Here is a 23,400-nt window from a genome sequence, read left to right on the forward strand (position 1 = left end):
TTAACATGGCTTTAGTTGACAATAAAAACTTATCAGATAACACTTCCGAAGATTTTAATCTAAAAAAAACGCTTTTAATATATATAAAGCAATGGAAATGGTTTGTATTAAGCTGTATTATATGCTTAGGTTTAGCTTTTTTACATTTAAGGTATACTATGCCACAATATAGAGCAACTGCCAAAATAATGCTTTTAGATGATAAAGATGCATCTTCAGCAGGGGCTTTAAAAGATCTATCTATTTTTTCTGAAAAAGAGGATGCGATGGTTGAAGATGAAATACAAGTCATTCAATCTAGAAGTTTCTTAAGAAATATTGTTAATAGATTACATCTAAACATTAGCTATTTTTCAAAAGGCAGAGTTAACGAATTTGAACTTTATAAAACATCTCCAATAGTTATAAATTTTATCGAATCAGATTCAATTATTAATACGACTAATTTCAATTTTTACACTGAAATTCTTTCTGTTACACATTTTAACTTTAAAATTAATGAAGAAGATCCTCCAAAAAAATATACTTTTGGAGAAACAATTCCTACCTTTTTTGGAGGCCTTATAATTACACCTACAGAAAAAAATATAAAAGGCTATATAGGAAGTAGCATTAGGATTAAAATAACACCTTTAGAAACATTAGCAGAATCTCTTAAATATAGAATTTCTATACTACCAACAGGTCAATCATCAAAAGTTGTTAGTGTTAGTATAACTGATCCTGTTATACAAAAAGCTAAAGACATAGTAAACACACTGATTGATGAGTATAATATTTCTACTATTCAAAAGAAAAATGAAATATCAAAGAACACAGCCGATTTTATTAATAAGCGTGTTGAATTAATAGCCTCTGACTTAGTTAACGTTGATGATAGTATTGTAAAATTTAAAACGGGAAATAAGATAACGGATGTCGCTTCTGAAGCTGGTCAGTTTTTAAATTCAAGTGTATTAAATGAGCAGCAATTGGATGCTTCCAAAATGCAATTGAATCAACTAAATTACATGAAAGAATCATTAGGTGAGGAAAAGTACCAAGCTATCCCTGCCAATTTAGGCTTGGGAGATGCATCTATTAGCCAACTTTCATCTAGATATAATGAGTTACTTGAAAGAAGAAAAACACTTTTAAAAAGTGCAGGAGAGCAAAATCCTATTGTTATAGAATTAGACCAAACCTTAAGTGGCATAAGACAAAATCTACAACAAAGTATTAATAACTCAAGTAAATCACTTAGAATACAAATAGGTAGCTTGGAAAACCAATCAAAAAGGATAAATTCTAAAATATTCTCTGTTCCAGGGCAAGAACGTAGACTAAGATCTATTGAAAGAAAACAAGGTATTAAGGAATCACTATACTTATACTTGCTAGAAAAAAGAGAAGAAGCTACCATATCTTTGACAGCAACTTCTCCGACAGCAAAAATAATTGATGAAGCATATAATAGCAACGGAGGACCAATATCACCAAACAAACAAATTACATACATTGCAGCATTATTTTTTGGGCTTATAATTCCTTTTTCATTAATTTATTTAGGGCATTTATTAGACACTAAAATTCATAATAAAGAAGATTTAGAGAGAGAAATTAAAAATATAACTGTACTAGGAGAGATTCCAAGAGTAAAAAGAAATGGTAATACTTTAGTAGAGCGCAATGACAGATCCATCTTATCTGAGTCATTTAGAATAATAAGAACGAATCTTGATTACGTAAAGAGAGGGAGAGAAGTTAGAGATTACGAAAATGTCATTTTCGTAACATCAACTATTAATGGAGAAGGAAAATCTTTCTTCAGTTTAAATATGGCTCTTACACTAGTAAATACCGGTAAAAGAGTTTTACTGCTTGGTGCTGATATTAGAAATCCTCAAATTTACTCTGCAATTAAAAACAAAAAAGAAAAAGAACATTCAAAAATTGGGCTCACTGAATTTTTAGTTGATAAATCTATAATAGTTGGGGAAACAATTAATACACATAACATTAATGGAATAAATATTGATATTTTACTTTCAGGAAAAGTACCACCAAATCCGGCAGAACTCTTAATGAATGATAGAATAAAAGATTTATTTGATACTGTTTCTGACCAATATGATTATATCATAGTCGATACAGCACCATCCATGCTTGTTACGGACACTTTATTAATAAGTGAATATGCAGGTCATACAATTTATTTAACAAGAGCAGATTACACCGAAAAACGTATATTGAATTTTGCGAAAGAATTACATGCAGAAAATAAACTTAATGGAATGATGCTTGTTGTTAATGATGTAAAACAATCAAACTTTGGGTATGGAGCAAAATACGGTTATTATGGAGCTCCAAAAAAGAAAGGTTTTTTTTAAAAGAAAAACTTAAATAACTGAAAACGTTTGGTTCGTATTTTTAATTATTTCTTTTAAATGTTCATCTCTACTTTTGTTTAACACTAGGTTTGATAACTTATCTACATGGTTTTTGTTGTGAATATCCGTACCAACAAAATCGATTAGTTGTTGTTCTATTAAATGATCAGCAGTTTTTTCAACATTTTTACCATAATGATTACTTAGTGAAAGTAAATTAAGTTGGAAAAAACACCCCAATTGTTTTAACCTTTCATAGTATTCCAGATTATTATGATAAAACGAATAACGCTCTGGATGAGCTAAAACAGGAGTGTAACCTTGTGTTTTAATTTTAAAAATAAGATCCTCTAAATTAATCGGAGCTTGGAAATACGACATTTCAATAAGTAGATACTTTCCTTTTAAAGTAAATAAATTTCCTGTTTTTAATAAACTTTCAAAATGACTATCAAGCATATATTCTGCAGCAGGATTTAATGTAATCTCTGTATCTAAAGCCTCTAATAAAACATAGTATGCATTACCAATAGTTTCGTCTGTGTTAGGATAAAAATCCTGCATAATATGAGGCGTGGGTATAAACTGTTTTATTCCCAATTCTTTCATTTTTTTTATCAAATATAAAGCCTCTTCTACACTTTTTGCACCGTCATCAATACCTGGAAGAATATGATTATGGATATCTACAAAACCTTCCAATAGGTCTTTTAAAAATAGTTTCTTAGAAAAAAAATGAAGCATTTATAAAGTTAATAAATATGATATTAAACTAATATTTACTATTAGTTGTCGTAAAAATGAAAAGCGTCGACTATTATTTTGTCATCAACTAAACAATCGATCTTTGGATTACCAATAGATTCTAAAAGTACAAAATTGATATTGCCGTGATTATTCTTTTTATCATATTTAAGTAATTCAATTATAGCTGGATATTCGTTTTCTTCAATTTTTACTTTACCATAATAATTGATAAATAAGTTTTTAATATCTAATGTGGTTTGCTTCGGGAAACCTGCTAGTTCGGTAGAAATATAACATGCCAAAATCATACCTACAATAATAGCTTCTCCATGCAATAATGCCGCTTTGTTTGGGTTACTTAAAAAGTAGGATTCTATAGCATGACCTAGTGTGTGGCCAAAGTTTAAAGTCTTACGTTGGTTATCCTCAAAAGGATCATTTTCAACAACATTCTTTTTAATCAATACAGATTCGTAAATTAAAATGTCCAAATCATCTAAAGTTAATTTTGACAAATCTTCAAATTTATTCCAATAGTTTTCATCACTGATTAAGCCATGTTTTAACATTTCAGCTAAGCCAGAACGCATTTGGTTTTGAGGTAAAGTATTCAGGTATTTAGTATCAATTAGTACTAAATCTGGATTATCAATAACACCTATTTGGTTTTTTAGATGCCCTAAATCAACCCCGGTTTTTCCTCCAACAGATGCATCTACCATTGAGAGTAGAGTAGTAGGGATATTAATATACGCGATGCCTCTTTTAAAAGTGCAGGCTACAAAACCACCTAAATCTGTAATAACACCACCACCAATATTAATAAGTAAGCTTTTTCTATCTGCATCTAAGTCAGAAAGTGTATTCCAAACACCTACACAAGTATCTATTGTTTTATTAATTTCTCCAGATTCAATTTCTATAATTTCAATAACGATATTTGTTTCTAATCTTTCTAAAAAATATGGTAAACAAAATTCATGTGTATTCTCATCAACTAAAATAAATATTTTAGAAAAATTATTATTTTCAATGTGCTTGTTTAGAGATTTATAACAAGCGTTATTAAAATGAATTATGCACTCGTTTGTTGTAATTGAATCCATGAAATAATTAATGTTTTTAAAAGTTTGTGAAATTAAGGAGATTTTATATAAAATGATAGTATTTAACATATAAATGATATTATTTTATACAAAATAATATATGGATTATAATTATATTTACCCAAATTTTTTCCATGAGTACAGATAGAATATTTGATAACACAGAAATTGCATTTTCATTAAAGAATGATTCTGAATTAGAACGCGCATTCTTTTTATTTAAAATGATATCTATTGAGCCTTTAGTTAGAATCGGAACTGCAGCAACAAACTTTGCTATTAAAGCCAATTTACCAATTGAAGGTTTAATTCGTTCTACCGTATTTGACCATTTTTGCGGAGGTGTTAACGAAGAAGATTGTTTGTCTGTAATCAATAGGATGTTTTTAAAAGGAGTGAGCTCTGTTTTAGATTATTCTGTTGAAGGAAAAGAAAATGAGAAGGAATTTGATTCTGCCATGCATACCATACTCAAAATTATTGATTTTGCTAAGGATATTGATGCTATTCCTATCGCTGTATTTAAACCAACAGGTTTTGGGCGATTAAGTTTATATGAAAAAGTTGGTAGTGGAGAAGTTTTAACCCAAAATGAGCAAGAGGAATGGGATAGTGTTGTAAATAGGTTTGATGTTGTTTGTAAAAAAGCGAAAGATAATGACGTTGCTGTTTTAATTGATGCTGAAGAAAGTTGGATGCAAGATGCAGCAGATGAATTAGTAACAGAAATGATGCAAAAGTACAATAAAGAAAAACCTATTGTATATAATACGTTACAGATGTACAGGCATGATAGATTGGTATTTTTAAAGAATGAACATCAAAAAGCAAAGAAAGGTAATTACTTTCTTGGTTATAAATTGGTTCGTGGTGCTTATATGGAAAAAGAAAACGATAGAGCCAAAGAAAAAGGGTATACGTCTCCTATTTGTATAAGTAAATCTGATACTGATGAGAATTTCGATAAAGCATTACTGTACATGATTGAGAACTTAGATTGCATGTCTTTATTTTCTGGAACTCATAATGAGGATAGTTCGTATTTACTAATGAAATTAATGGCAAGTAAAAACTTAAAAAATAACGATAGCCGTATATGGTTTGGCCAGTTATATGGTATGAGTGATCATATTAGTTTTAACCTAGCTGATAAAGGCTACAATGTCGCTAAATATATTCCTTTTGGTCCTGTAAGGGATGTTATGCCTTATTTAATTAGAAGAGCAGAGGAGAATACTTCTGTAGCTGGTCAAACTGGCAGAGAATTATCACTTTTAACTAAAGAAAAGAAACGCCGGAAAGCATTATAATTTAGATATACTTTTTTAAAATAGATTTAACTTCTAAATTTGACATATTAAGTGTCACACCTTCTAATTCAGAAAAATCAATATTTTTAGTTTCTAAATTATTTTTTGATTCGACCAGTAGAATGTTTTTATTAATAGGCACTAATATTTCACTATTAGAAACAATGCTCTCATGGAGCTTCTCTCCAGGGCGTAATCCTGTAATCTTTATTTCAATTTTTTTATTAATATTACTGCAAAGCGATACTAATCTTTCTGCTAAGTCGGTTATTCTAATTGGTTCTCCCATGTTAAAAGTAAATATATTGTTCTCTTCATTATTAAAAGTAGCAACCTGTAATATTAAAGAACAAGCTTTACTTTTACTGATAAAGTAGCGGGAAACATTTTTATCTGTTATGGTAAGCGGTGTATTCGATTTTATTTGCTTCTTAAAAAGCGGTAAAACAGATCCATTAGAACCTAATATGTTACCAAATCGTGTTATAGTAAATCCTGTGTTTAGTTTATTAGATAAATAGTTTAGATATTTTTCTGCTATACGCTTAGACATCCCCATAACACTGACTGGGTTTACTGCTTTGTCTGTAGAAATAAAAATAAATTTTTCAACACGGTACTTTATAGACAAATCTGCCAGTAACTTCGTTCCTAAAATATTAAGTTTGATTGCCTTATATGCGTTCTCTTCCATTAAAGGAACATGCTTGTATGCGGCAGCATGAAAAATAAGTGTAGGTCTGTAAGTTTCGAAAAGGTGCCTTATTGATTGATGTTCTGTAATATTCAGAAGAAGGAAATCAATCTTATTAGTGTTTTCAAACTCTAAATCTTTTATAAGATTATAAAGAGGCGATTCAGCAATATCTACAAGGATTAGTTTTTTATAACTGCATGTTAACAATTGTTTGGAAAGCTCACTACCTATAGAGCCTGCAGCTCCTGTGATTAAAATAGTATCATCAGAAAAATCAAAACTATTTACAGGTCTTTGAGTTTTTTTGGGGGTAGGAAACAATCCAGAATCAATTAATAACCTATCTATGTGATCCGAGGTAGTCTTATTCATTTTTGACTTTTAGATTCGCTTAAACGCATATTTAATGTAAGATGAATTGTATTTGCAAAGTATAAATAATAATGTTTTGAGCCAAATACTTAAATATATTAGAAATTACAAATAATTCAAATTACTTAATAATCACCTTAATTACCGTAAGACCAATAAGTTTTAAATCAAAAAAGAAATTTCGTTTTCTAATATACTCCTTATTATATTTTAGTTTATCTGGAATAATAGTATTTATAAAAAAATCTTCTGGATCTTTAGCGGCTTTCAAAAGTTCTACCTCATTTCTATATTTTAGAGATGCCAAGCCGGTAATACCTGGTCTAACAGAAAAAATTTGCATATCATCTTCACTATAAAAATTCACATAATGACGTAATTCTGGTCTTGGACCAACAAAACTCATGTCCCCTTTTAAAATATTTATAAGTTGAGGAAACTCATCAATTTTATAGCGTCTTAAAAAATAACCTACTTTGGTTATTCTGGAATCATTATTTCCTAAGGTAAGCAATCCTTTATTTTGAGATTGCACACGCATAGTGCGAAACTTAAAAATATTGAAATCTATATTGTTTTTTCCAACACGCCCTTGAACAAAAAGAATAGGTCCTTTTGAGTCTAATATAATTAAAACAGAAATTAATATTAAAAAAGGAGAGAGGACACATAATCCGATTATAGAAAGAACAACATCAAAACTACGTTTAAGCATTGTTATTATTCTATTTTTAAATTAGTTATGGTGGCTATGCTATCACAATTTTCAACAATTAATATAATTTCTTTTTCTTCAAATTCACCCTCAACATTATATATACCGCATGGTTTTTGTCTTGCATTACTTTCAGAAAAATTTATGCTACCTTTTTTTAAAATATGATTTATTGCTACCGAGTCTATATTATAAAGCTTGAAATCAGATTGAATATTATCACTATAAATAATTTTCTTTAGCCTAATATTCTTTAAAACTCTAGCATCTGGACCGTAACTACATGAGGTCTTTTTACCATTTAAGAAGAAAGCTAATATTATTAATCCGATAGAAAACCCGCCTAGATAATAGCCAACGCGTTGTATAAGTTTCATTTAATGTGTTTAGTGAAATAAATCAGAATTGTAATTAATTAAAAAATAAGCAAATTAACATCGCTAAAATCTAAATCAAACCAATCACCTACAGATTTACTAGTTAAAATTCCGTGGTAAAAATACAATCCATTTTTTAAACCTCTGTCAAATCTTAAAGAATTTTCTATACCGCCATCCTCAGCTATTTTCAACAAATAAGGCGTAAAGATATTACTTATAGAAACAGATGCTGTACGTGAATATCTCGCTAGAATATTAGGAACACAATAATGAATCACATCATGTTTTATAAATGTAGGTTTTTTGTGTGTTGTTACTTCGCTTGTTTCAAAGCATCCTCCCATATCTATACTTACATCTATTATAATGGCTCCTTTTTTCATCGATTGAACCATAGCTTCCGAAACGATTACAGGTGCTCTGTTTGTTCCTCGTATTGCTCCAATAACAACATCACAACGTTTCAGGGCTTTTGTTAAATTTTTTGGGGTAATTGTAGAAGTAAAAAACGGCCTGCCCAAATTCGTCTGTATTCTTCTTAATTTTGTAATGGAATTATCGAAAACTTTTACATCTGCTCCAAGTCCTATAGAACTTCTAGTAGCAAACTCACCAACAGTCCCAGCTCCTAATATAACAACTTTTATAGGAGGAACACCACTAATATTCCCAAACATTAACCCATTACCATCCTTAGCATCAGATAATAGCTCTGAAGCAATTAAAACAGAGGCAGTACCTGCAATTTCACTTAACGATTTCACAGCAGGGTAGGTTCCATCTCCGTCTCGTATAAACTCAAAGGCTAAAGCGGTAATGCGTTTTGATGCTAGTGCCTCAAAATATTTTTTTGACTGGGTTTTTATTTGAAGCGCAGATATTAATATAGTTTGAGGGTTAATAAGTTTAATTTGCTCTATACTTGGAGGTTCTACTTTAAGAATCATTGGGCATGCAAATACTTTAGCAGTATCTTTTGTGATTTCTGCTCCGGCTTCGCTATAGTCTTTATCACTAAAACTAGCACCATTTCCCGCACCAGATTCAAGTAATACTTTATGGCCGTTACTTACTAAAGCAAATACGGCATCTGGTGTTAAGCACACACGCTTTTCTTGAAAAGCAGTTTCTTTAGGTATACCTATAAACAATTCTCCCTTACGTCTTAGTAGTTCAAGAGTTTCTTCTTGAGGTAAAAGTTGTTGCTTTGTAAAAGGCGAGAGTGATTTTGACATGGTTAGCTTAATTAATAAAAAATCAAATTACAAATAATTTTTCTATTGTTGATATAAACTCAAAATAATTATTTTAGTTTTTTAATTGCTAGCAAGATTAATATTTTTATTTAGCTTTTTGTAAGAAAATAATCACTATTTTTATAGTGACTCCATAAAATGTTTTAAATTAATTATTTATAAGTTTGCATCATAAATATATATATGATTAAAAATCTATGTTATTATTTTAGTCTACTGCTTTCTCTCTCGTCTTTTTCTCAGGAATATAGGTTAAATGGGTATGTTAAAGATGGTAATAACAATCCAATAGCGTATGCAAATATAGTCATTACTAGTCTTGGGGTTTCTAAAAACGCGAATGGCACTTCTACAGATGAAAATGGTTATTTTATAATAGAAAATCTAAAAGCTCAGGATTATATATTAAAAGTTAGCTTTCTTGGATTTAAAGCGTATTCTACCAGAGTAGAATTGGATAGAAATATTCATTTTGATGCTATTATACTTGAAGATAATTTAGAGACATTAGATGGGGTGACTGTTGTAGCAAAGAGACCGACTGTTAAACGCATGGTAGATCGTCTGGTTTTTAATGTTGAGAATTCTACATTATCAAATGATAACATTTTAGATGTTTTAAAGCATACTCCTGGTGTATTGGTTCATGATGGGGCAATTACCATAAAACAATCGACACCAACAATATACATAAACAACAGAAGGATACATCTATCTTCAAGTGAAGTACAACAACTTTTAGAAGGTACTTCTGCTAGTAATGTAAAATCTATTGAAGTTATTACAAATCCGCCTGCAAAGTATGAAGCAGAAGGCGGTGCTGTACTTAACATTATAACCAGTAAAAATATTATTGCAGGTTATAACGGAAGTGTTTTTGGTAATTATAAACAAGGTTCTGAATTTCCAAAATATTCATTGGGCACCAATCATTTTTTTAAAACAAAGAAGCTTAGTACTTATGTAAACTATAATGTAAGCCCTAGAAAAGATTATAGATTTGTATACGAGTCTATTAATTTTATAGAAAACAATCAAATAACATCTAGTTGGGGTTCCCATTCTGATAAAATTAGTAAATCAAAAAGCCAGAATATTAACGCCAATATAGATTATGATATAAATGATCATAATAGGTTAGGTTTTTTAACAAATATATTAGTGCTCCCACGTAATAATACAAAAACTTTAACAAATTCATCAACTGAAGTTTTTAATGCAAATAGAATATTAGATTCTACTTTTAATACTTTAAATCGTAAAGTTGATGAAACCTACAATTTGGCGTTTACTCTTGATTATACTCATAAATTTAAAAGAACAGGAGAGAAACTCCTTGTAAGTGCTCATCATACTAATTATGATTTTTCAAGTTTTCAAAATGTTGATACCGATTATCGTTTTCCTGATAATACTCTTATAAGAAGTAATAGATTTCAAACATTTTCTAGTCAAAAAATAAAATTATATACTGGACAAATAGATTACGAATTACCAATTAATGATTCTGCAAAGTTTGAGACAGGCGGAAAGGTCTCCAATATTAATTCTGAAAGTATTTTAAATCAGTTTATTTATGTAAATGACGAAAAAATAGAAGATCTACAAAATTCAGACACTTTTTTGTATGATGAAACTAATTATGCTACATATATAAGTTATTCAAAAGATTGGGCTAATTGGAGTTTTAAATTAGGAATGAGAGGAGAATATACTGATATTAAAGGAAATTCAACGTCAACTAATCAAATAAATAATAATGATTATTTAAAATTCTTCCCGTCGTTTTATTTGTTGCATAAATTAAACGATAATGATCAACTTTATTTTAATTACAATAAACGTATCTATAGGCCACGATATAATGAACTCAACCCTTTTAAATATTTTTTAAATGATAATGCTTATATTAATGGTGATCCTAATTTAAAACCTCAAATAGATGATATATTTACTTTAGGGTATACTTTTAATAAAAATTACACTTTTGAATTGTATTATCGTTATGAAAACAATCCAACAGTTCAAATAACTTTTCAAGACAATGAAAAAAACAAGCTAACATATAGAAATACTAATATAAACAGAAGTGTTTCTTACGGGCTTGATTTTACAACATACACAAAAATTTTATCTCGTTGGAATTTATATGTAGCCTCCTCAATATTTTATTATGATGAGCAATTTTTTGCCCTAGAAAGTAATAATGAATTATTAACAAATAATAAATGGTCTATTTATTCGCAAATAGCTAATTATTTTTCCTTTTTAAAAGATAAAAGCCTAACAATTGATATTTCTTTTTTGTGCATTTCTCCAACAGTAAGTGGTCCAACAGATGTTAGTATTAGATCTGGATTAAATCTTAATGTAAAAAAGACTATTTGGAATAATAGGGCTTCGGTTAATTTAGGAATAACTGATATATTTAATACGCTAAACTTTACAAGTAATACCCAATACCTAAACCAAGATGTGTTTTTTAAATCAAAAACGGAAAACAGACTAATTACTTTTGGGTTTAATTATAAATTTGGAAACTTTAAATTAAGCACTAACGAAAAAAATATAAAGTTAAAGGAGCGTGACAGATTAAATATCAACTAAAGGTTTAGAGTATTATCATCTCAATTCTTTGACTTTAATAAAAAACTATTATTCTTAAATTATACTAAAAATATTGCTTTACCTTATCCCAAAAACTTTTCGGAGATAACTTGAATTCATCTTCCAATTCCTGTAAAGATTTAGTAGTTTCATTTACTTTATTAAATATTCTAGCTCGAATTAAATAAATAGTAGGTATTACCACTACCATAATAGGGATTAAATATATTAGTTGAAACTCATCCACATATGATAAGGTTGAGTTAAAAAAGTCGAAAATTTGATACACATACATTGCTATTGGAACCAGTAATGTATGGTACCACCAATGTCTGTTTGTAAAAAACCATAAAAGTAATAGTAATAAAGGGACCACTTTACCAGTAAAAACCCACATAGCAACGTTAGCATCTCCCCATCCTTTACTATCATAGGTAAATAAAAAAGTGTGCCACACTCTTTGTTGTGGCACACTTAAATGTAAATAAAATAAATAAGGAGTACTTGCAATTAAAGTTCCAATAATACTCCCTATAAGTAATGATTTATTATCATACTTTTTTATGTTACTACCTCGTGATTGTTTTAACCAATTTTCTTTCGACTTTTGCTGTTTGTTGTCCATCTTGATTATAAGCGTCTGCAGCTTGAGCCATAAACAACATTCCTCCGAAAATTGCGATTGCAATTAAGTACTTTTTAGTTTTCATTTTAAAGGGATTTATTAATTAATATACCCAAATGTAACTAAAGGCTATTTTGAAGAATTTCTTGAAATGTTAAAAAAATGTTAAAATTAAGCTTTTTTAAAATTTACAATGTGGTTTTCCCGTAAAACTTCAAAATTCAGAGTGTTTTTTCTGTTATTTATTTGTTAAAGCTAATGTTATGTTAGTAATTTGTTCGTTAATATAATTTTATAATTCTATGATTATCAGAATCTAATTTTAAATTAATTATATCAAAATGATTGTTCAAAATTGGCTCAATTTTTTCTGGCCATTCAATTAATTTCCAATTATCAGAATCAACATAATCCTCAATTCCAAAATTATAAGCTTCCTCTAAATCGTTTATTCGATATAAATCAAAATGATAGATTTTATCATTATTTAGTTGATACTCGTTTACAATTGAAAATGTTGGGCTACTAACTTCATCATGACTTCCTAAAACTTTTACAATGGTTTTTATTAATGTTGTTTTTCCAACACCCATATCTCCATAAAATAATAAGGTCTTAGTTTTTACGTTTTTAATTAGTTGTTTTGCAACATTTTCGACATCATTTAATCCAAAATTAAGTTCCAATCTCATAATATTTTACACACAATTATAGTTAAAAAAAATCAAAAAAGCAATAAAAATACGTATTTAATCGATGTTTTTTGCTTTTAATAGATTATTTAGGAATAAATACTACAAAAGGAATAATCATTTCCTCAAGAGAAACACCTCCATGCTGATAAGTATTTCTAAAATAACTAACATAATGATTGTAGTTATTAGGATAAGCAAAAAACAAATCACTTTTTGCAAAAATATAAGAACTACTCATGTTAATAGAAGGTAAGTGAGCATCTTTAGGATTTTTAAAGACCAATACATCTTTGTCATCATAAGTTAAACTCCTACCAGTTTTATAACGAAGATTTAAGCTTGTGTCTCTATCTCCAATAACTTTTGATGGATTCTTAACATTAATAGTACCATGATCTGTAGTTAAAATAAGTTTAAACCCTAATTGTTGAGCCTGTTGTATCATCTCTAAAAGTGGCGAATTTTTAAACCAACTTAATGTTAAAGACCTGTATGCCTTATCGTTTGAAGCCAGTTCTTTAACAACTTCCATTTCCGTTTTAGAATGCGATAACATATCAACAAAATTGTACACTATAACGGTAAGGTCATTGTCTTTAAGCGATTTGAAGTTATCAGCTAGTTTTTTGCCGTTTTTTAGATTAGTAATTTTATGATAGTCATAATTCAAATGACTTAATCCTAATCGTTTCATTTGAGTATCTAAAAAATCGGGTTCATGCATATTTTTACCGCCATCATCAGTATCATTTTTCCAATATTTTGGAAATAGTTTTTCCATATCGCTAGGCATGAGTCCTGAAAAAATGGCATTACGAGCATACTGAGTTGCCGTTGGCAAAATGCTAAAAAATGCGTCCTCTTTAATCTTTTTATAATAATTGTTAATAATAGGCTCAAAAACTTTCCATTGGTCATAGCGTAAATTGTCAATAACAATTAAAACCGTTGGCTGCTCTTTACTTATCTCAGGAGCAATTTTTTCTTTAAAAAGGGTATGCGACATTATTGGAGATTCTGTATTTGGCTCAAACCAATTCGCGTAATTTTTTTCTATAAATTTCCCAAACTGAATATTTGCCTCGTTTTTTTGAGACTCTAAAATTTCAAACATCCCAGGATCTTCAATATCTTCAAGCTGAATTTCCCAATAAATAAGCTTCTGATATAGATTCACCCATTCTTCATAGGTATTAACCATAGACAAATCCATAGCTATTTTCCTAAACTCTTGTTGATAGTTTGAAGTTGTTTTTTCAGATACTAATCGAGAATTATCCAAGTTCTTCTTTAAACTTAACAATATCTGATTAGGGTTTACAGGCTTAATAAGATAATCCGCTATTTTATTGCCAATAGCTTCTTCCATAATGTATTCTTCCTCACTCTTCGTGATCATTACAACCGGAAGGTTATCTTGCCTTTCTTTTATTTCATTTAAAGTTTCAAGACCAGTAAGTCCGGGCATATTTTCATCTAAAAATACGATATCAAAACTTTTTTCATCTATAGCATCAATAGCTTCAGTACCACTCATGCATTTTGTAACTTTATAATTGCGTTGCTCTAAAAATAGAATATGAGGTTTCAGTAAATCAATTTCATCATCTACCCAAAGTATTTGTATTGTATTCATTCAAATATTTTTAATAATCATTTATAGTAATTGTTTTTAATATGGCCTTATATATAAACTACATATAATTATATTTGTGTCTATTAAACATTAACTTTTCAAGTTTGAACAAACTTAAAATATTAAACGACCCAATTTACGGATTTATTACTATTCCAAATTCGCTTATCTTCGATTTAATTCAACATAAATACTTTCAACGATTAAGAAGAATTACCCAAATGGGTATGTCTTATTTGGTTTATCCAGGTGCTCATCATACTAGATTTCATCATGCAATAGGATGTGTACACTTAATGCAGCAGGCTGTTAATGTACTTCGTTTTAAGGGAGTTACAATTTCTGAAGAAGAAGAAAAAGGACTTTATGCTGCTATTTTATTGCATGATATTGGTCATGGGCCTTTCTCTCATGCCATGGAGCATAGCATTGTTAATGATGTATCTCACGAAGACATTTCTTTGCTTTTTATGGAGCAATTAAATAAAGAATTTAACGGAAGTTTAACGCTTGCCATCCAAATTTTCAAAGGTAAATACCATAGAAAATTTATGTGTCAGCTTATTTCCGGACAATTGGATATGGACAGAGCAGATTATTTAAAGCGAGATAGTTTTTATACTGGAGTCGCAGAGGGTAATATAAATAGTGAACGATTAATTACGATGCTTCATGTTGTTAATGATGAATTAGTTGTTGAAGAAAAAGGAATTTATAGTGTCGAAAAATTTATTGTTGCAAGGCGTCTTATGTATTGGCAGGTTTATTTACACAAAACGGGCTTAGCTGCAGAACAATTATTGATTCGTGTTTTGAAGCGAGCTAAGGAATTACACAATAATGAAACAACGTTAGAAGCTAGTAAAGCACTATTGTTTTTTTTAGAGAATAAAATATCAATTGACAACTTTAACAATGAGACGCTAGATGTTTTTTCGCAATTAGATGATTACGATATTATTTCGGCTATGAAAAACTGGCAGCATCATAGTGATTTTGTACTCAGTCATTTAAGTAAAATGATCATTAATAGAGACTTATTAAAAGTCAAATTAAAAAAGAAAGTAATAAAAAAGCAAAATCTTGAAAAGCATATCCAAAACTTAATTAATGCTCATGATATAAATGAAGATGAAGCAAAATATTTTGTATTTACCGGAGAAATATCTAATCAAGCATATCAATTAAAACATCAAGGAATAAATATTTTGCACAAATCTGGAAAAATTGAAGATATAGTTAAGGCTTCAGACCAGCTCAACCTTAAGGCGTTATCTAAACCAGTAACTAAATATTACATATGTTATCCTAAAGAAACACTGTAGTTATTTTTTTAAAGTAAAAAAATAACTACGTAAAACGCCACACCAGTTTATAGAAAACAATAAGCATCTACACATAGAAAACTTTAGTACATTTTTCCTATTTTTGCGTCAATCAAACAAAAAACAAACTTTTCAGTGTGAAATTTACAGCACAACAAATAGCAGAAATATTAGAAGGAGATATTGTTGGCGATCCAAATATGGAAGTTTCAAGGTTATCTAAAATTGAAGAAGGGACTCAAGGTTCTCTAACATTTTTATCTAACCCAAAATATACGCCATACATATATTCTACAAAAGCTTCAGTCGCCATAGTTAACAAAAGCTTTATTCCTGAAAACGAAATTAATACCACATTAATCAAAGTTGAAGATGCTTATGCAGCGTTTTCTAAAGTACTTGAGTATTATAACATGGTTAAGCTTAACAAAGTAGGAATTGAACAACCTTCCTATATATCAGAATCTGCAATTCATGGTGATAACATCTATATTGGGGTATTCTCTTATATAGGAAAAAATGTTTCAATAGGAGATAACGTCAAGATTTTTCCAAATGCCTATATAGGTGATAATGTTACCATTGGAGATCATTCTATTGTGTTTTCTGGAGCCAAAATTTATTCAGATACAACTATAGGAAGCTCTTGTGTTATAAACTCTGGTGCAATCATTGGAGCCGATGGTTTTGGTTTCGCACCAAACCAAGATGGGAGTTATAGTAAAATACCTCAAATTGGGAACGTTATTTTAGAAAACCATGTTGATGTAGGAGCAGGAACGACTATAGATCGAGCGACTTTAGGATCAACAATAATAAGGAATGGTGTTAAATTAGATAATCAAATACAAATTGCACATAATGTAGAAATAGGTAAACACACAGTAATAGCTGCACAATCTGGTGTTGCTGGTTCAACCAAAATCGGAGAGTATTGTCAAATTGGTGGTCAAGTAGGTATTGCAGGACATATTACTATTGGTAACAATGTGAAAATTCAAGCACAATCTGGTATTGCTAGAAACGTAAAAGACAATGAAATTCTACAGGGATCGCCAGCATTAGCTTTAAGTGATTATAACAAATCATATGTGCATTTTAAAAATTTACCTAAGATTGTAAAAAATATTAATGATTTAGAAAAAAATAAATGGGAATAGTTAATACTGAAATAAAGCAAAAAACCATTAAGGGTGAAATCTCTTTAACAGGTGTCGGTTTACATACGGGAAAAGATGTTACTTTAACTTTTAAACCAGCTATTGCTAATTCCGGATTGGCCTTTAAACGAGTTGATTTAGAAGGTACACCAATTATTGAAGCTGATGCTAATTATGTTACTAACACACAAAGAGGTACTTGTTTAGAGAAAAACGGCGTAGCTATTCAAACTTCAGAGCACGTTCTTGCTGCATTAGTAGGATTAGATGTTGATAACGCTATTCTAGAATTGAATGCCTCTGAGCCTCCAATTATGGATGGGTCATCTAAGTTTTTTGTTGATGCTATTGAAAAAGCTGGTATTGTAGAACTCGATGCTTTTAGAGAAGAGTTTGTAATTACAGATATTGTCTCTTATACAGATGAAGAAACTGGGAGCGAAATTTTAGTAATGCCTTCTAAAGAATACCAAATAACTACCATGGTAGATTTTGGAACCAAAGTATTAGGTACCCAAAATGCTACTTTAAATAAAATTTCAGATTTCAAAAAGGATATTTCAAATTCGCGTACATTTAGTTTTTTACATGAAATTGAAATGCTTCTAGAGCACGGACTAATTAAAGGTGGTGATTTAAATAATGCGATTGTTTATGTAGACAAAGCATTATCTCCAGAAACTATGGATAAATTAAGAATTGCCTTTAATAAAGAGTCTATCGCCGTAAAACCAAACGGTATTTTAGATAATTTAACTTTACATCATCCAAATGAAGCAGCACGACATAAACTCCTTGATGTTTTAGGAGATTTAGCGCTTATAGGTACAAGAATCCGTGGAAAAGTAATAGCTAATAAACCTGGTCATTTTGTAAACACTCAATTCGCTAAAAAATTAGCTAAAATAATTAAAAACGAACGCCGCAATAATGTGCCAAATATAGATTTGAATCAACCTCCTCTAATGGATGTAAATCAAATTATGGCCATGTTACCTCATAGACAACCTTTTTTATTAATAGATAAAGTTTTTGAGCTTTCTGATAATTATGTTATCGCTACAAAAAATGTTACTATGAACGAACAGTTTTTTGCTGGTCACTTCCCAGGAGCTCCCGTTATGCCAGGTGTTCTAATTGTAGAAGCTATGGCGCAAACCGGTGGTATTTTAGTGCTTAATACGGTTCCAGATCCAGAAAATTACTTAACCTTTTTCATGAAGATGGATAATGTTAAGTTTAAACAAAAAGTAATGCCTGGAGATACATTAATATTTAAATGTACGTTAATAACTCCTATTCGTCGTGGTATATGCCACATGCAAGGTTATGCTTATGCCAATGGCAAACTATGTGCAGAAGCAGAACTAATGGCTCAAATCTCTAAAGTAAAAAAATAAATATGAACCAACCACTAGCATACGTTCACCCAGGTGCCAAAATCGCTAAAAATGTAGTAATAGAACCATTTACAACTATTAACAATAATGTAAAAATAGGAGAGGGGACTTGGATAGGTAGTAACGTAACCATTATGGAAGGTGCTCGTATTGGTAAAAATTGCAATATTTTTCCTGGCTCAGTTATTTCTGCTGTTCCTCAGGATTTAAAATATAATGATGAAGATACAACTGTAGAAATTGGTAATAATGTTACTATAAGAGAGTGTGTTACTATTAATAGAGGTACAACCGATAGAATGAAAACTGTTATTGGTGATAATTGTTTAATAATGGCGTATTGCCACATTGCTCACGATTGTATTGTTGGGAATAATTGTATTTTCTCTAATAACAGTACACTTGCTGGACATATAACAATAGGAGACCATGTTGTTTTAGCAGGAATGACTGCAGTACATCAATTTGTATCTGTAGGCAACCATGCCTTTGTTACTGGTGGATCTTTGGTTAGAAAAGATGTACCTCCTTTTGTAAAAGCGGCTCGTGAACCTTTATCCTATGTTGGTATAAATTCTGTTGGTTTAAGAAGGCGTGGGTTTACAACAGAAAAAATAAGAGAGATTCAGAATATTTTCAGAATACTCTATCAAAAGAATTATAACAATACCCAGGCCTCAGAAATTATTGAAGCAGAGATGGAAGCAACTCCAGAACGTGATGAGATCCTTCAATTTATTAAAAATTCACATAGAGGTATCATGAAAGGATATTTCAAATCAAATTAATTAACGATTACACAAAAAATATTTTATGGCAACTACAAGTGATATTAGGAATGGATTATGTATTAAATATAATAATGATATTTATAAAATAATAGAATTTTTACACGTAAAACCTGGTAAAGGTCCTGCATTTGTTAGAACAAAAATGAAAAGTGTTACTAGTGGTAAAGTTTTAGATAATACCTTTTCTGCTGGTCACAAACTAGAAGATGTACGCGTTGAAACCCATAAATTTCAATTTTTATATAATGATGGTGAGTATTATCATTTTATGAACACAGAAGATTACACGCAAATTCAATTAGTAGAATCTGCGTTAGATAATCCTGGTTTAATGAAAGAAGGGGAAGTTGTAACGGTTATTATTAATTCTGAAGACAATATGCCTCTTTCTGTAGAAATGCCTGCAAGTGTTATATTAGAAGTAACAGCAACAGAGCCAGGAGTAAAAGGAAACACAGCTACTAATGCAACAAAACCTGCAACTGTAGAAACAGGTGCAACTGTTAATGTTCCTTTATTTATTAATGAAGGTGACAAAATAAAGGTTGAAACAGATAAGGGAACTTATAAAGAGCGTGTAAAGGAATAATTTATAAATGAAATTTCCTCAACCACATACTTTAAAAGACATAGCACAATTAATTGATTGTACCTTTGTTGGTAATGATGATTTTTCTGTTCTTGGAATGAATGAAATTCATGTCGTAGAACCAGGAGATATTGTTTTTGTTGATCATCCTAAATATTACGATAAAGCACTTGATTCTGCTGCGACTATTATACTTATTAATAAAGAAGTTACATGTCCTCAGGGAAAAGCATTATTAATAAGTGATGATCCCTTTAGAGACTTTAACAAGCTTACAAATCATTTTAAACCATTCCAATCTAGCAATAGTCAAATATCCAGCAGTGCAACCATTGGTAAAAACTCAATAATTCAGCCCAATAGTTTTATTGGCCATAATGTTGTAATAGGTGATAATTGTGTTATTCATTCTAATGTAAGCATCTATGATGATGCCGTAATAGGAAACCATGTTACTATACATGCTGGATCTGTTTTAGGAGGAAATGCCTTCTATTACAAAAATAGACCAGAAGGCTTCGATCGCTTAAAATCCAGTGGACGTGTTGTTTTAGAAGATCATGTAGATATTGGTGCAGGATGCACAATAGATAGAGGTGTTACAGCAGATACTCGGATTAAAGAAGGCACAAAGATTGATAATTTAGTTCAAATAGGGCACGATACTGTTATTGGAAAGAAATGTTTAATAGCCTCACAAGTAGGAATAGCAGGTTGTGTTATTATTGAAGATGAAGTGACTATTTGGGGGCAAGTTGGGATAACAAGTGGGATCACCATTGGAAAAAAAGCCGTAATATCTGCAAAGGCAGGCGTTAGTAAATCGTTAGAAGGTGGCAAAAGTTATTTTGGAATACCAGCAGATGATTTTCGCTCAAAATATAAAGAAATTGCATCGATAAGAAAGATTCCCGAAATACTAGATAAATTAAAGAAACAAGACAAAAAATAGAGCTTAATATTTCTAAAAATAAAAAGTACGTTTTTACTTTAGAATTTTAATACAAAAAATTACATTTGCTCAATTAAATTAATAAAAGACAAATAATCTCCTATGAGTGTTTTAGTAAATAAAGATTCAAAAATTATAGTTCAAGGGTTTACAGGTAGTGAAGGTACATTTCACGCGAGTCAAATGATTGAATATGGAACCAATGTTGTTGGAGGTGTGACACCAGGAAAAGGTGGGCAAACACATTTAGACAAACCAGTTTTTAATACGGTTTTAGATGCTGTTAAAGAAGTTGGAGCAGATACAACTATTATTTTTGTACCACCTGCTTTTGCGGCAGATGCTATTATGGAAGCTGCGGATGCTGGTATTAAAGTTATTATTACAATTACAGAAGGTATTCCTGTTGCAGATATGATTACGGCGTCTAATTATATAAAAAATAAAGACTGTCGCTTAATTGGACCTAACTGCCCAGGTGTTATTACTCCAGAAGAAGCTAAAGTTGGTATTATGCCAGGTTTTGTTTTCAAAAAAGGCAAAGTAGGTATTGTTTCTAAATCTGGAACATTAACATATGAAGCTGCAGACCAAGTTGTAAAACAAGGATTAGGAATTACTACAGCAATAGGTATTGGTGGAGATCCAATTATAGGAACAACAACTAAAGAAGCCGTTGAGTTACTAATTAACGACCCAGAAACTGAAGCCGTTGTAATGATTGGGGAAATAGGAGGTCAATTAGAAGCAGATGCTGCAAATTGGTATAAAGAAAGTGGTAGTAAAAAGCCTGTAGTTGGTTTTATAGCCGGAGAAACAGCTCCTGCTGGTCGTACTATGGGGCATGCTGGTGCTATAGTTGGAGGAAGTGATGATACTGCCCAAGCTAAAAAGAAAATTATGAGAACTTGTGGAATTCATGTAGTTGATTCTCCTGCAGAAATAGGTAAGAAAATAGCAGAAGTATTAGGGTAACTTAATCTAAAAATTCTCCGACCTTTTGGGAGGGGTTTCCTATTACATCTCTCCTTTGGAGAGGTCAGAACTTCTTTTCCGGCAGTTCTGGGTGAGGCAATATAAAATATAAATCCGTTGACTTTTATTTGTTAACGGATTTTTTTGTGGAATAAAGTAAAATATAAGGTAACAAAATGATGGTCTTGTTGATATACTAGTATAAAGCTAAAAAACAGAGATCATGAAAGCACAAAAACTAATTTGGGGATTAATTATTATAGGAATATTTTTTAATAGCTGTTCGAAGGATGATGATGAAATAGAAGTTGTAGAAGCCACATCACAATATCCGATGAAATCGTTGATAGAAAGCGGGCATATGCAAGTTAACTATCAAAAAGTAAATAGTCCTAGTACCTTCGAGATGGGATACAAATTTAAAACATTTAAAAGCGGAAAAATTACAGCACTAGGTATTAGAGTACCGAATAATGAGACTTATCGAGCAACGTTGTGGAATGTAGAAACAGAAGCCATTTTAGCAACTGTAATGGTTGTTTCAAGTTCTGGACTTTTATCTTTCGAAGATATAGAACCCATAACTATCGACTCTGGAACAACATACTTCGTTTCTGTTAATACAAACGACTATTACCAATTTACTAATGCTGGAAATAACTTATTCCCTATAGAAATGGGAGATGTATTAATTTCTGGTTATGGGTCTAACTATGGTACAAGTCAAACATTACCAACTACATTCTCAGAAACATCTTATCTAGGAATGGTAGATATTAAGTTTGTAGCAAATAACTAATGCATATCTAAAATATAAAATAGGCAATATGAAAAATCCACCGACTATTATTAGCTGGTGGATTTTAATTTATGTGAAAATTATTTTATTATCTGTTTAAGGAACTCTGGTATATTCAATTGAAGTATCAAATCCATCAATATTTAATATAATAGTTTCTCCTTGCTCTGCAAGATTAGAAACATCAAAAAAAGTTGTGGCAGATATTGAGATTGGCTTCGTTAAGTTTTCTTTAATATTAAATTTTATACGTCTTTGCGTAGGCATACTTTCTAGTACCTCCCCGGAATCTACCAATATAACATCTTCAATTCTATCTTGAGTAGAAAGAATGCTAAACGTTATATTCAAACAATTACCATTAATCTCCGCAGATGTAATAGGTGAGGGCTTTAATTTTTTATAGAGTTTAGGGCTAATTATAGTCCCCTTTTCGCAATTTCTATCAGTGAATAACACTTTTTTATTGATGGCTTTTGTGTCAAAATCCGGACACGTATTTATTCCTGCAATGCCCCCAAATTCGCAAACTTTATTCTTTTTGCAATCATAAACAATAACAAAGCCATCTGCACAATTTAAGCAGTTATTTATTGAAAAAACGGTTTGCTGTTTATAATCATATTGTATGATTTCTAAGCCATTAGGATTAGGGTTATTAACCAATTCCTTTAACCATTCAACATTTTCAAGCGGATCTGCTGAGCATATTTTGGAAGAAGCATTATCATCATCAGTTTCATTACATCCAAAAAATGATATTAATAATAAAAGAAGAAATGTATATTTCATAGTGCTTGGGTTTAAACTTTACGATATAATTCAATTATTAGATGCAATCAACAAACAAAGGTTGCGTAAAAAAGGAATCTTTTGGTTATCATTTATAATATG

The 23,400-nt window shown here is 30.4% G+C and carries 21 protein-coding genes; 11 read left to right on the forward strand and 10 right to left on the reverse strand.

All coding sequences use genetic code 11. The features are described 5' to 3' along the window. The first annotated feature begins 5 nt into the window (after nucleotides 1-5). Nucleotides 6-2,369 carry a GumC family protein gene (locus tag EM932_RS03980; protein WP_135875735.1) on the forward strand — a complete coding sequence of 788 codons (2,364 nt, stop codon included), beginning with the start codon at nucleotides 6-8 and terminating at the stop codon, nucleotides 2,367-2,369. Nucleotides 2,370-2,378: 9 nt separating this feature from the next. Here EM932_RS03980 and EM932_RS03985 read toward each other — a convergent pair whose 3' ends face one another. Both EM932_RS03985 and aroB read right to left on the reverse strand, forming a co-directional pair. After that, entirely contained in the window at nucleotides 2,379-3,113 is a 735-nt protein-coding gene (locus EM932_RS03985; RefSeq protein ID WP_135875737.1) for a tyrosine-protein phosphatase, read from the reverse strand. A 41-nt stretch (nucleotides 3,114-3,154) separates the two neighbouring features. Next, complete coding sequence (aroB, locus tag EM932_RS03990) at nucleotides 3,155-4,222, reverse strand: 3-dehydroquinate synthase (RefSeq protein ID WP_135875739.1); 1,068 nt, start codon at nucleotides 4,220-4,222, stop codon at nucleotides 3,155-3,157. Between the two features lie 134 nt (nucleotides 4,223-4,356). On the opposite strand from aroB, the gene EM932_RS03995 reads away from it, so the two are divergent. After that, on the forward strand, nucleotides 4,357-5,532 hold the full coding sequence (locus EM932_RS03995) for a proline dehydrogenase family protein (protein WP_135875741.1): 1,176 nt from the start codon (nucleotides 4,357-4,359) through the stop codon (nucleotides 5,530-5,532). Between the two features lies 1 nt (nucleotide 5,533). Here EM932_RS03995 and EM932_RS04000 read toward each other — a convergent pair whose 3' ends face one another. From EM932_RS04000 to EM932_RS04015, 4 genes are all read right to left on the reverse strand, one after another. After that, nucleotides 5,534-6,601 (reverse strand): SDR family NAD(P)-dependent oxidoreductase, encoded by a 1,068-nt coding sequence (locus EM932_RS04000; RefSeq protein WP_135875743.1) that lies wholly within the window; start codon nucleotides 6,599-6,601, stop codon nucleotides 5,534-5,536. A 121-nt stretch (nucleotides 6,602-6,722) separates the two neighbouring features. Then, nucleotides 6,723-7,316, reverse strand: coding sequence for a sugar transferase (locus tag EM932_RS04005; RefSeq protein WP_135875745.1), 594 nt, complete (start codon nucleotides 7,314-7,316; stop codon nucleotides 6,723-6,725). Nucleotides 7,317-7,321: 5 nt separating this feature from the next. After that, nucleotides 7,322-7,693, reverse strand: a complete 372-nt coding sequence (locus EM932_RS04010; protein ID WP_135875747.1) for a hypothetical protein — start codon at nucleotides 7,691-7,693, stop codon at nucleotides 7,322-7,324. A gap of 38 nt (nucleotides 7,694-7,731) precedes the next feature. Then, complete coding sequence (locus EM932_RS04015) at nucleotides 7,732-8,931, reverse strand: alanine dehydrogenase (protein WP_135875749.1); 1,200 nt, start codon at nucleotides 8,929-8,931, stop codon at nucleotides 7,732-7,734. A gap of 204 nt (nucleotides 8,932-9,135) precedes the next feature. Here EM932_RS04015 and EM932_RS04020 point away from each other — a divergent pair, with 204 nt between their 5' ends. Continuing rightward, complete coding sequence (locus EM932_RS04020) at nucleotides 9,136-11,559, forward strand: TonB-dependent receptor domain-containing protein (protein ID WP_135875751.1); 2,424 nt, start codon at nucleotides 9,136-9,138, stop codon at nucleotides 11,557-11,559. A 64-nt stretch (nucleotides 11,560-11,623) separates the two neighbouring features. Here EM932_RS04020 and EM932_RS04025 read toward each other — a convergent pair whose 3' ends face one another. The 3 genes from EM932_RS04025 to porX all read right to left on the reverse strand — a co-directional run bounded on the left by EM932_RS04025 (nucleotide 11,624) and on the right by porX (nucleotide 14,515). After that, the gene (locus EM932_RS04025) at nucleotides 11,624-12,184 is read right to left on the reverse strand and encodes a hypothetical protein (RefSeq protein ID WP_246040885.1); all 561 of its coding nucleotides are present in this window, start codon (nucleotides 12,182-12,184) and stop codon (nucleotides 11,624-11,626) included. Between the two features lie 281 nt (nucleotides 12,185-12,465). Continuing rightward, a complete protein-coding gene (tsaE, locus tag EM932_RS04030; RefSeq protein WP_317129355.1) occupies nucleotides 12,466-12,876 on the reverse strand; it encodes a tRNA (adenosine(37)-N6)-threonylcarbamoyltransferase complex ATPase subunit type 1 TsaE in 411 nt (136 codons plus the stop codon). An 85-nt stretch (nucleotides 12,877-12,961) separates the two neighbouring features. Next, complete coding sequence (porX, locus tag EM932_RS04035) at nucleotides 12,962-14,515, reverse strand: T9SS response regulator signal transducer PorX (protein WP_135875753.1); 1,554 nt, start codon at nucleotides 14,513-14,515, stop codon at nucleotides 12,962-12,964. Nucleotides 14,516-14,619: 104 nt separating this feature from the next. Here porX and EM932_RS04040 point away from each other — a divergent pair, with 104 nt between their 5' ends. From EM932_RS04040 to EM932_RS04075, 8 genes are all read left to right on the forward strand, one after another. Continuing rightward, nucleotides 14,620-15,840 (forward strand): HD domain-containing protein, encoded by a 1,221-nt coding sequence (locus tag EM932_RS04040; protein ID WP_135875755.1) that lies wholly within the window; start codon nucleotides 14,620-14,622, stop codon nucleotides 15,838-15,840. A gap of 137 nt (nucleotides 15,841-15,977) precedes the next feature. Beyond that, on the forward strand, nucleotides 15,978-17,000 hold the full coding sequence (gene lpxD, locus EM932_RS04045; RefSeq protein ID WP_135875757.1) for a UDP-3-O-(3-hydroxymyristoyl)glucosamine N-acyltransferase: 1,023 nt from the start codon (nucleotides 15,978-15,980) through the stop codon (nucleotides 16,998-17,000). After that, entirely contained in the window at nucleotides 16,991-18,400 is a 1,410-nt protein-coding gene (locus tag EM932_RS04050) for a bifunctional UDP-3-O-[3-hydroxymyristoyl] N-acetylglucosamine deacetylase/3-hydroxyacyl-ACP dehydratase (protein WP_135875759.1), read from the forward strand. Before lpxD ends, EM932_RS04050 begins: the two co-directional genes overlap by 10 nt. A 2-nt stretch (nucleotides 18,401-18,402) precedes the next feature. Continuing rightward, nucleotides 18,403-19,188, forward strand: coding sequence for an acyl-ACP--UDP-N-acetylglucosamine O-acyltransferase (gene lpxA, locus EM932_RS04055; RefSeq protein WP_135875761.1), 786 nt, complete (start codon nucleotides 18,403-18,405; stop codon nucleotides 19,186-19,188). A gap of 25 nt (nucleotides 19,189-19,213) precedes the next feature. Continuing rightward, complete coding sequence (gene efp, locus EM932_RS04060) at nucleotides 19,214-19,780, forward strand: elongation factor P (protein ID WP_135875763.1); 567 nt, start codon at nucleotides 19,214-19,216, stop codon at nucleotides 19,778-19,780. Nucleotides 19,781-19,787: 7 nt separating this feature from the next. Then, nucleotides 19,788-20,732, forward strand: coding sequence for a UDP-3-O-(3-hydroxymyristoyl)glucosamine N-acyltransferase (locus EM932_RS04065; protein ID WP_135875764.1), 945 nt, complete (start codon nucleotides 19,788-19,790; stop codon nucleotides 20,730-20,732). Between the two features lie 102 nt (nucleotides 20,733-20,834). Then, nucleotides 20,835-21,707 carry a succinate--CoA ligase subunit alpha gene (gene sucD / locus EM932_RS04070; RefSeq protein WP_135875766.1) on the forward strand — a complete coding sequence of 291 codons (873 nt, stop codon included), beginning with the start codon at nucleotides 20,835-20,837 and terminating at the stop codon, nucleotides 21,705-21,707. 223 nt (nucleotides 21,708-21,930) lie between these two features. After that, nucleotides 21,931-22,506 (forward strand): DUF4082 domain-containing protein, encoded by a 576-nt coding sequence (locus EM932_RS04075; protein WP_135875768.1) that lies wholly within the window; start codon nucleotides 21,931-21,933, stop codon nucleotides 22,504-22,506. Nucleotides 22,507-22,602: 96 nt separating this feature from the next. Here EM932_RS04075 and EM932_RS04080 read toward each other — a convergent pair whose 3' ends face one another. After that, nucleotides 22,603-23,298 (reverse strand): DUF6970 domain-containing protein, encoded by a 696-nt coding sequence (locus EM932_RS04080; protein ID WP_135875770.1) that lies wholly within the window; start codon nucleotides 23,296-23,298, stop codon nucleotides 22,603-22,605. Nucleotides 23,299-23,400 lie beyond the last annotated feature (102 nt).

It is taken from the genome of Flavivirga rizhaonensis (assembly GCF_004791695.1).
Classification (GTDB): Bacteria; Bacteroidota; Bacteroidia; order Flavobacteriales; family Flavobacteriaceae; genus Flavivirga; species Flavivirga rizhaonensis.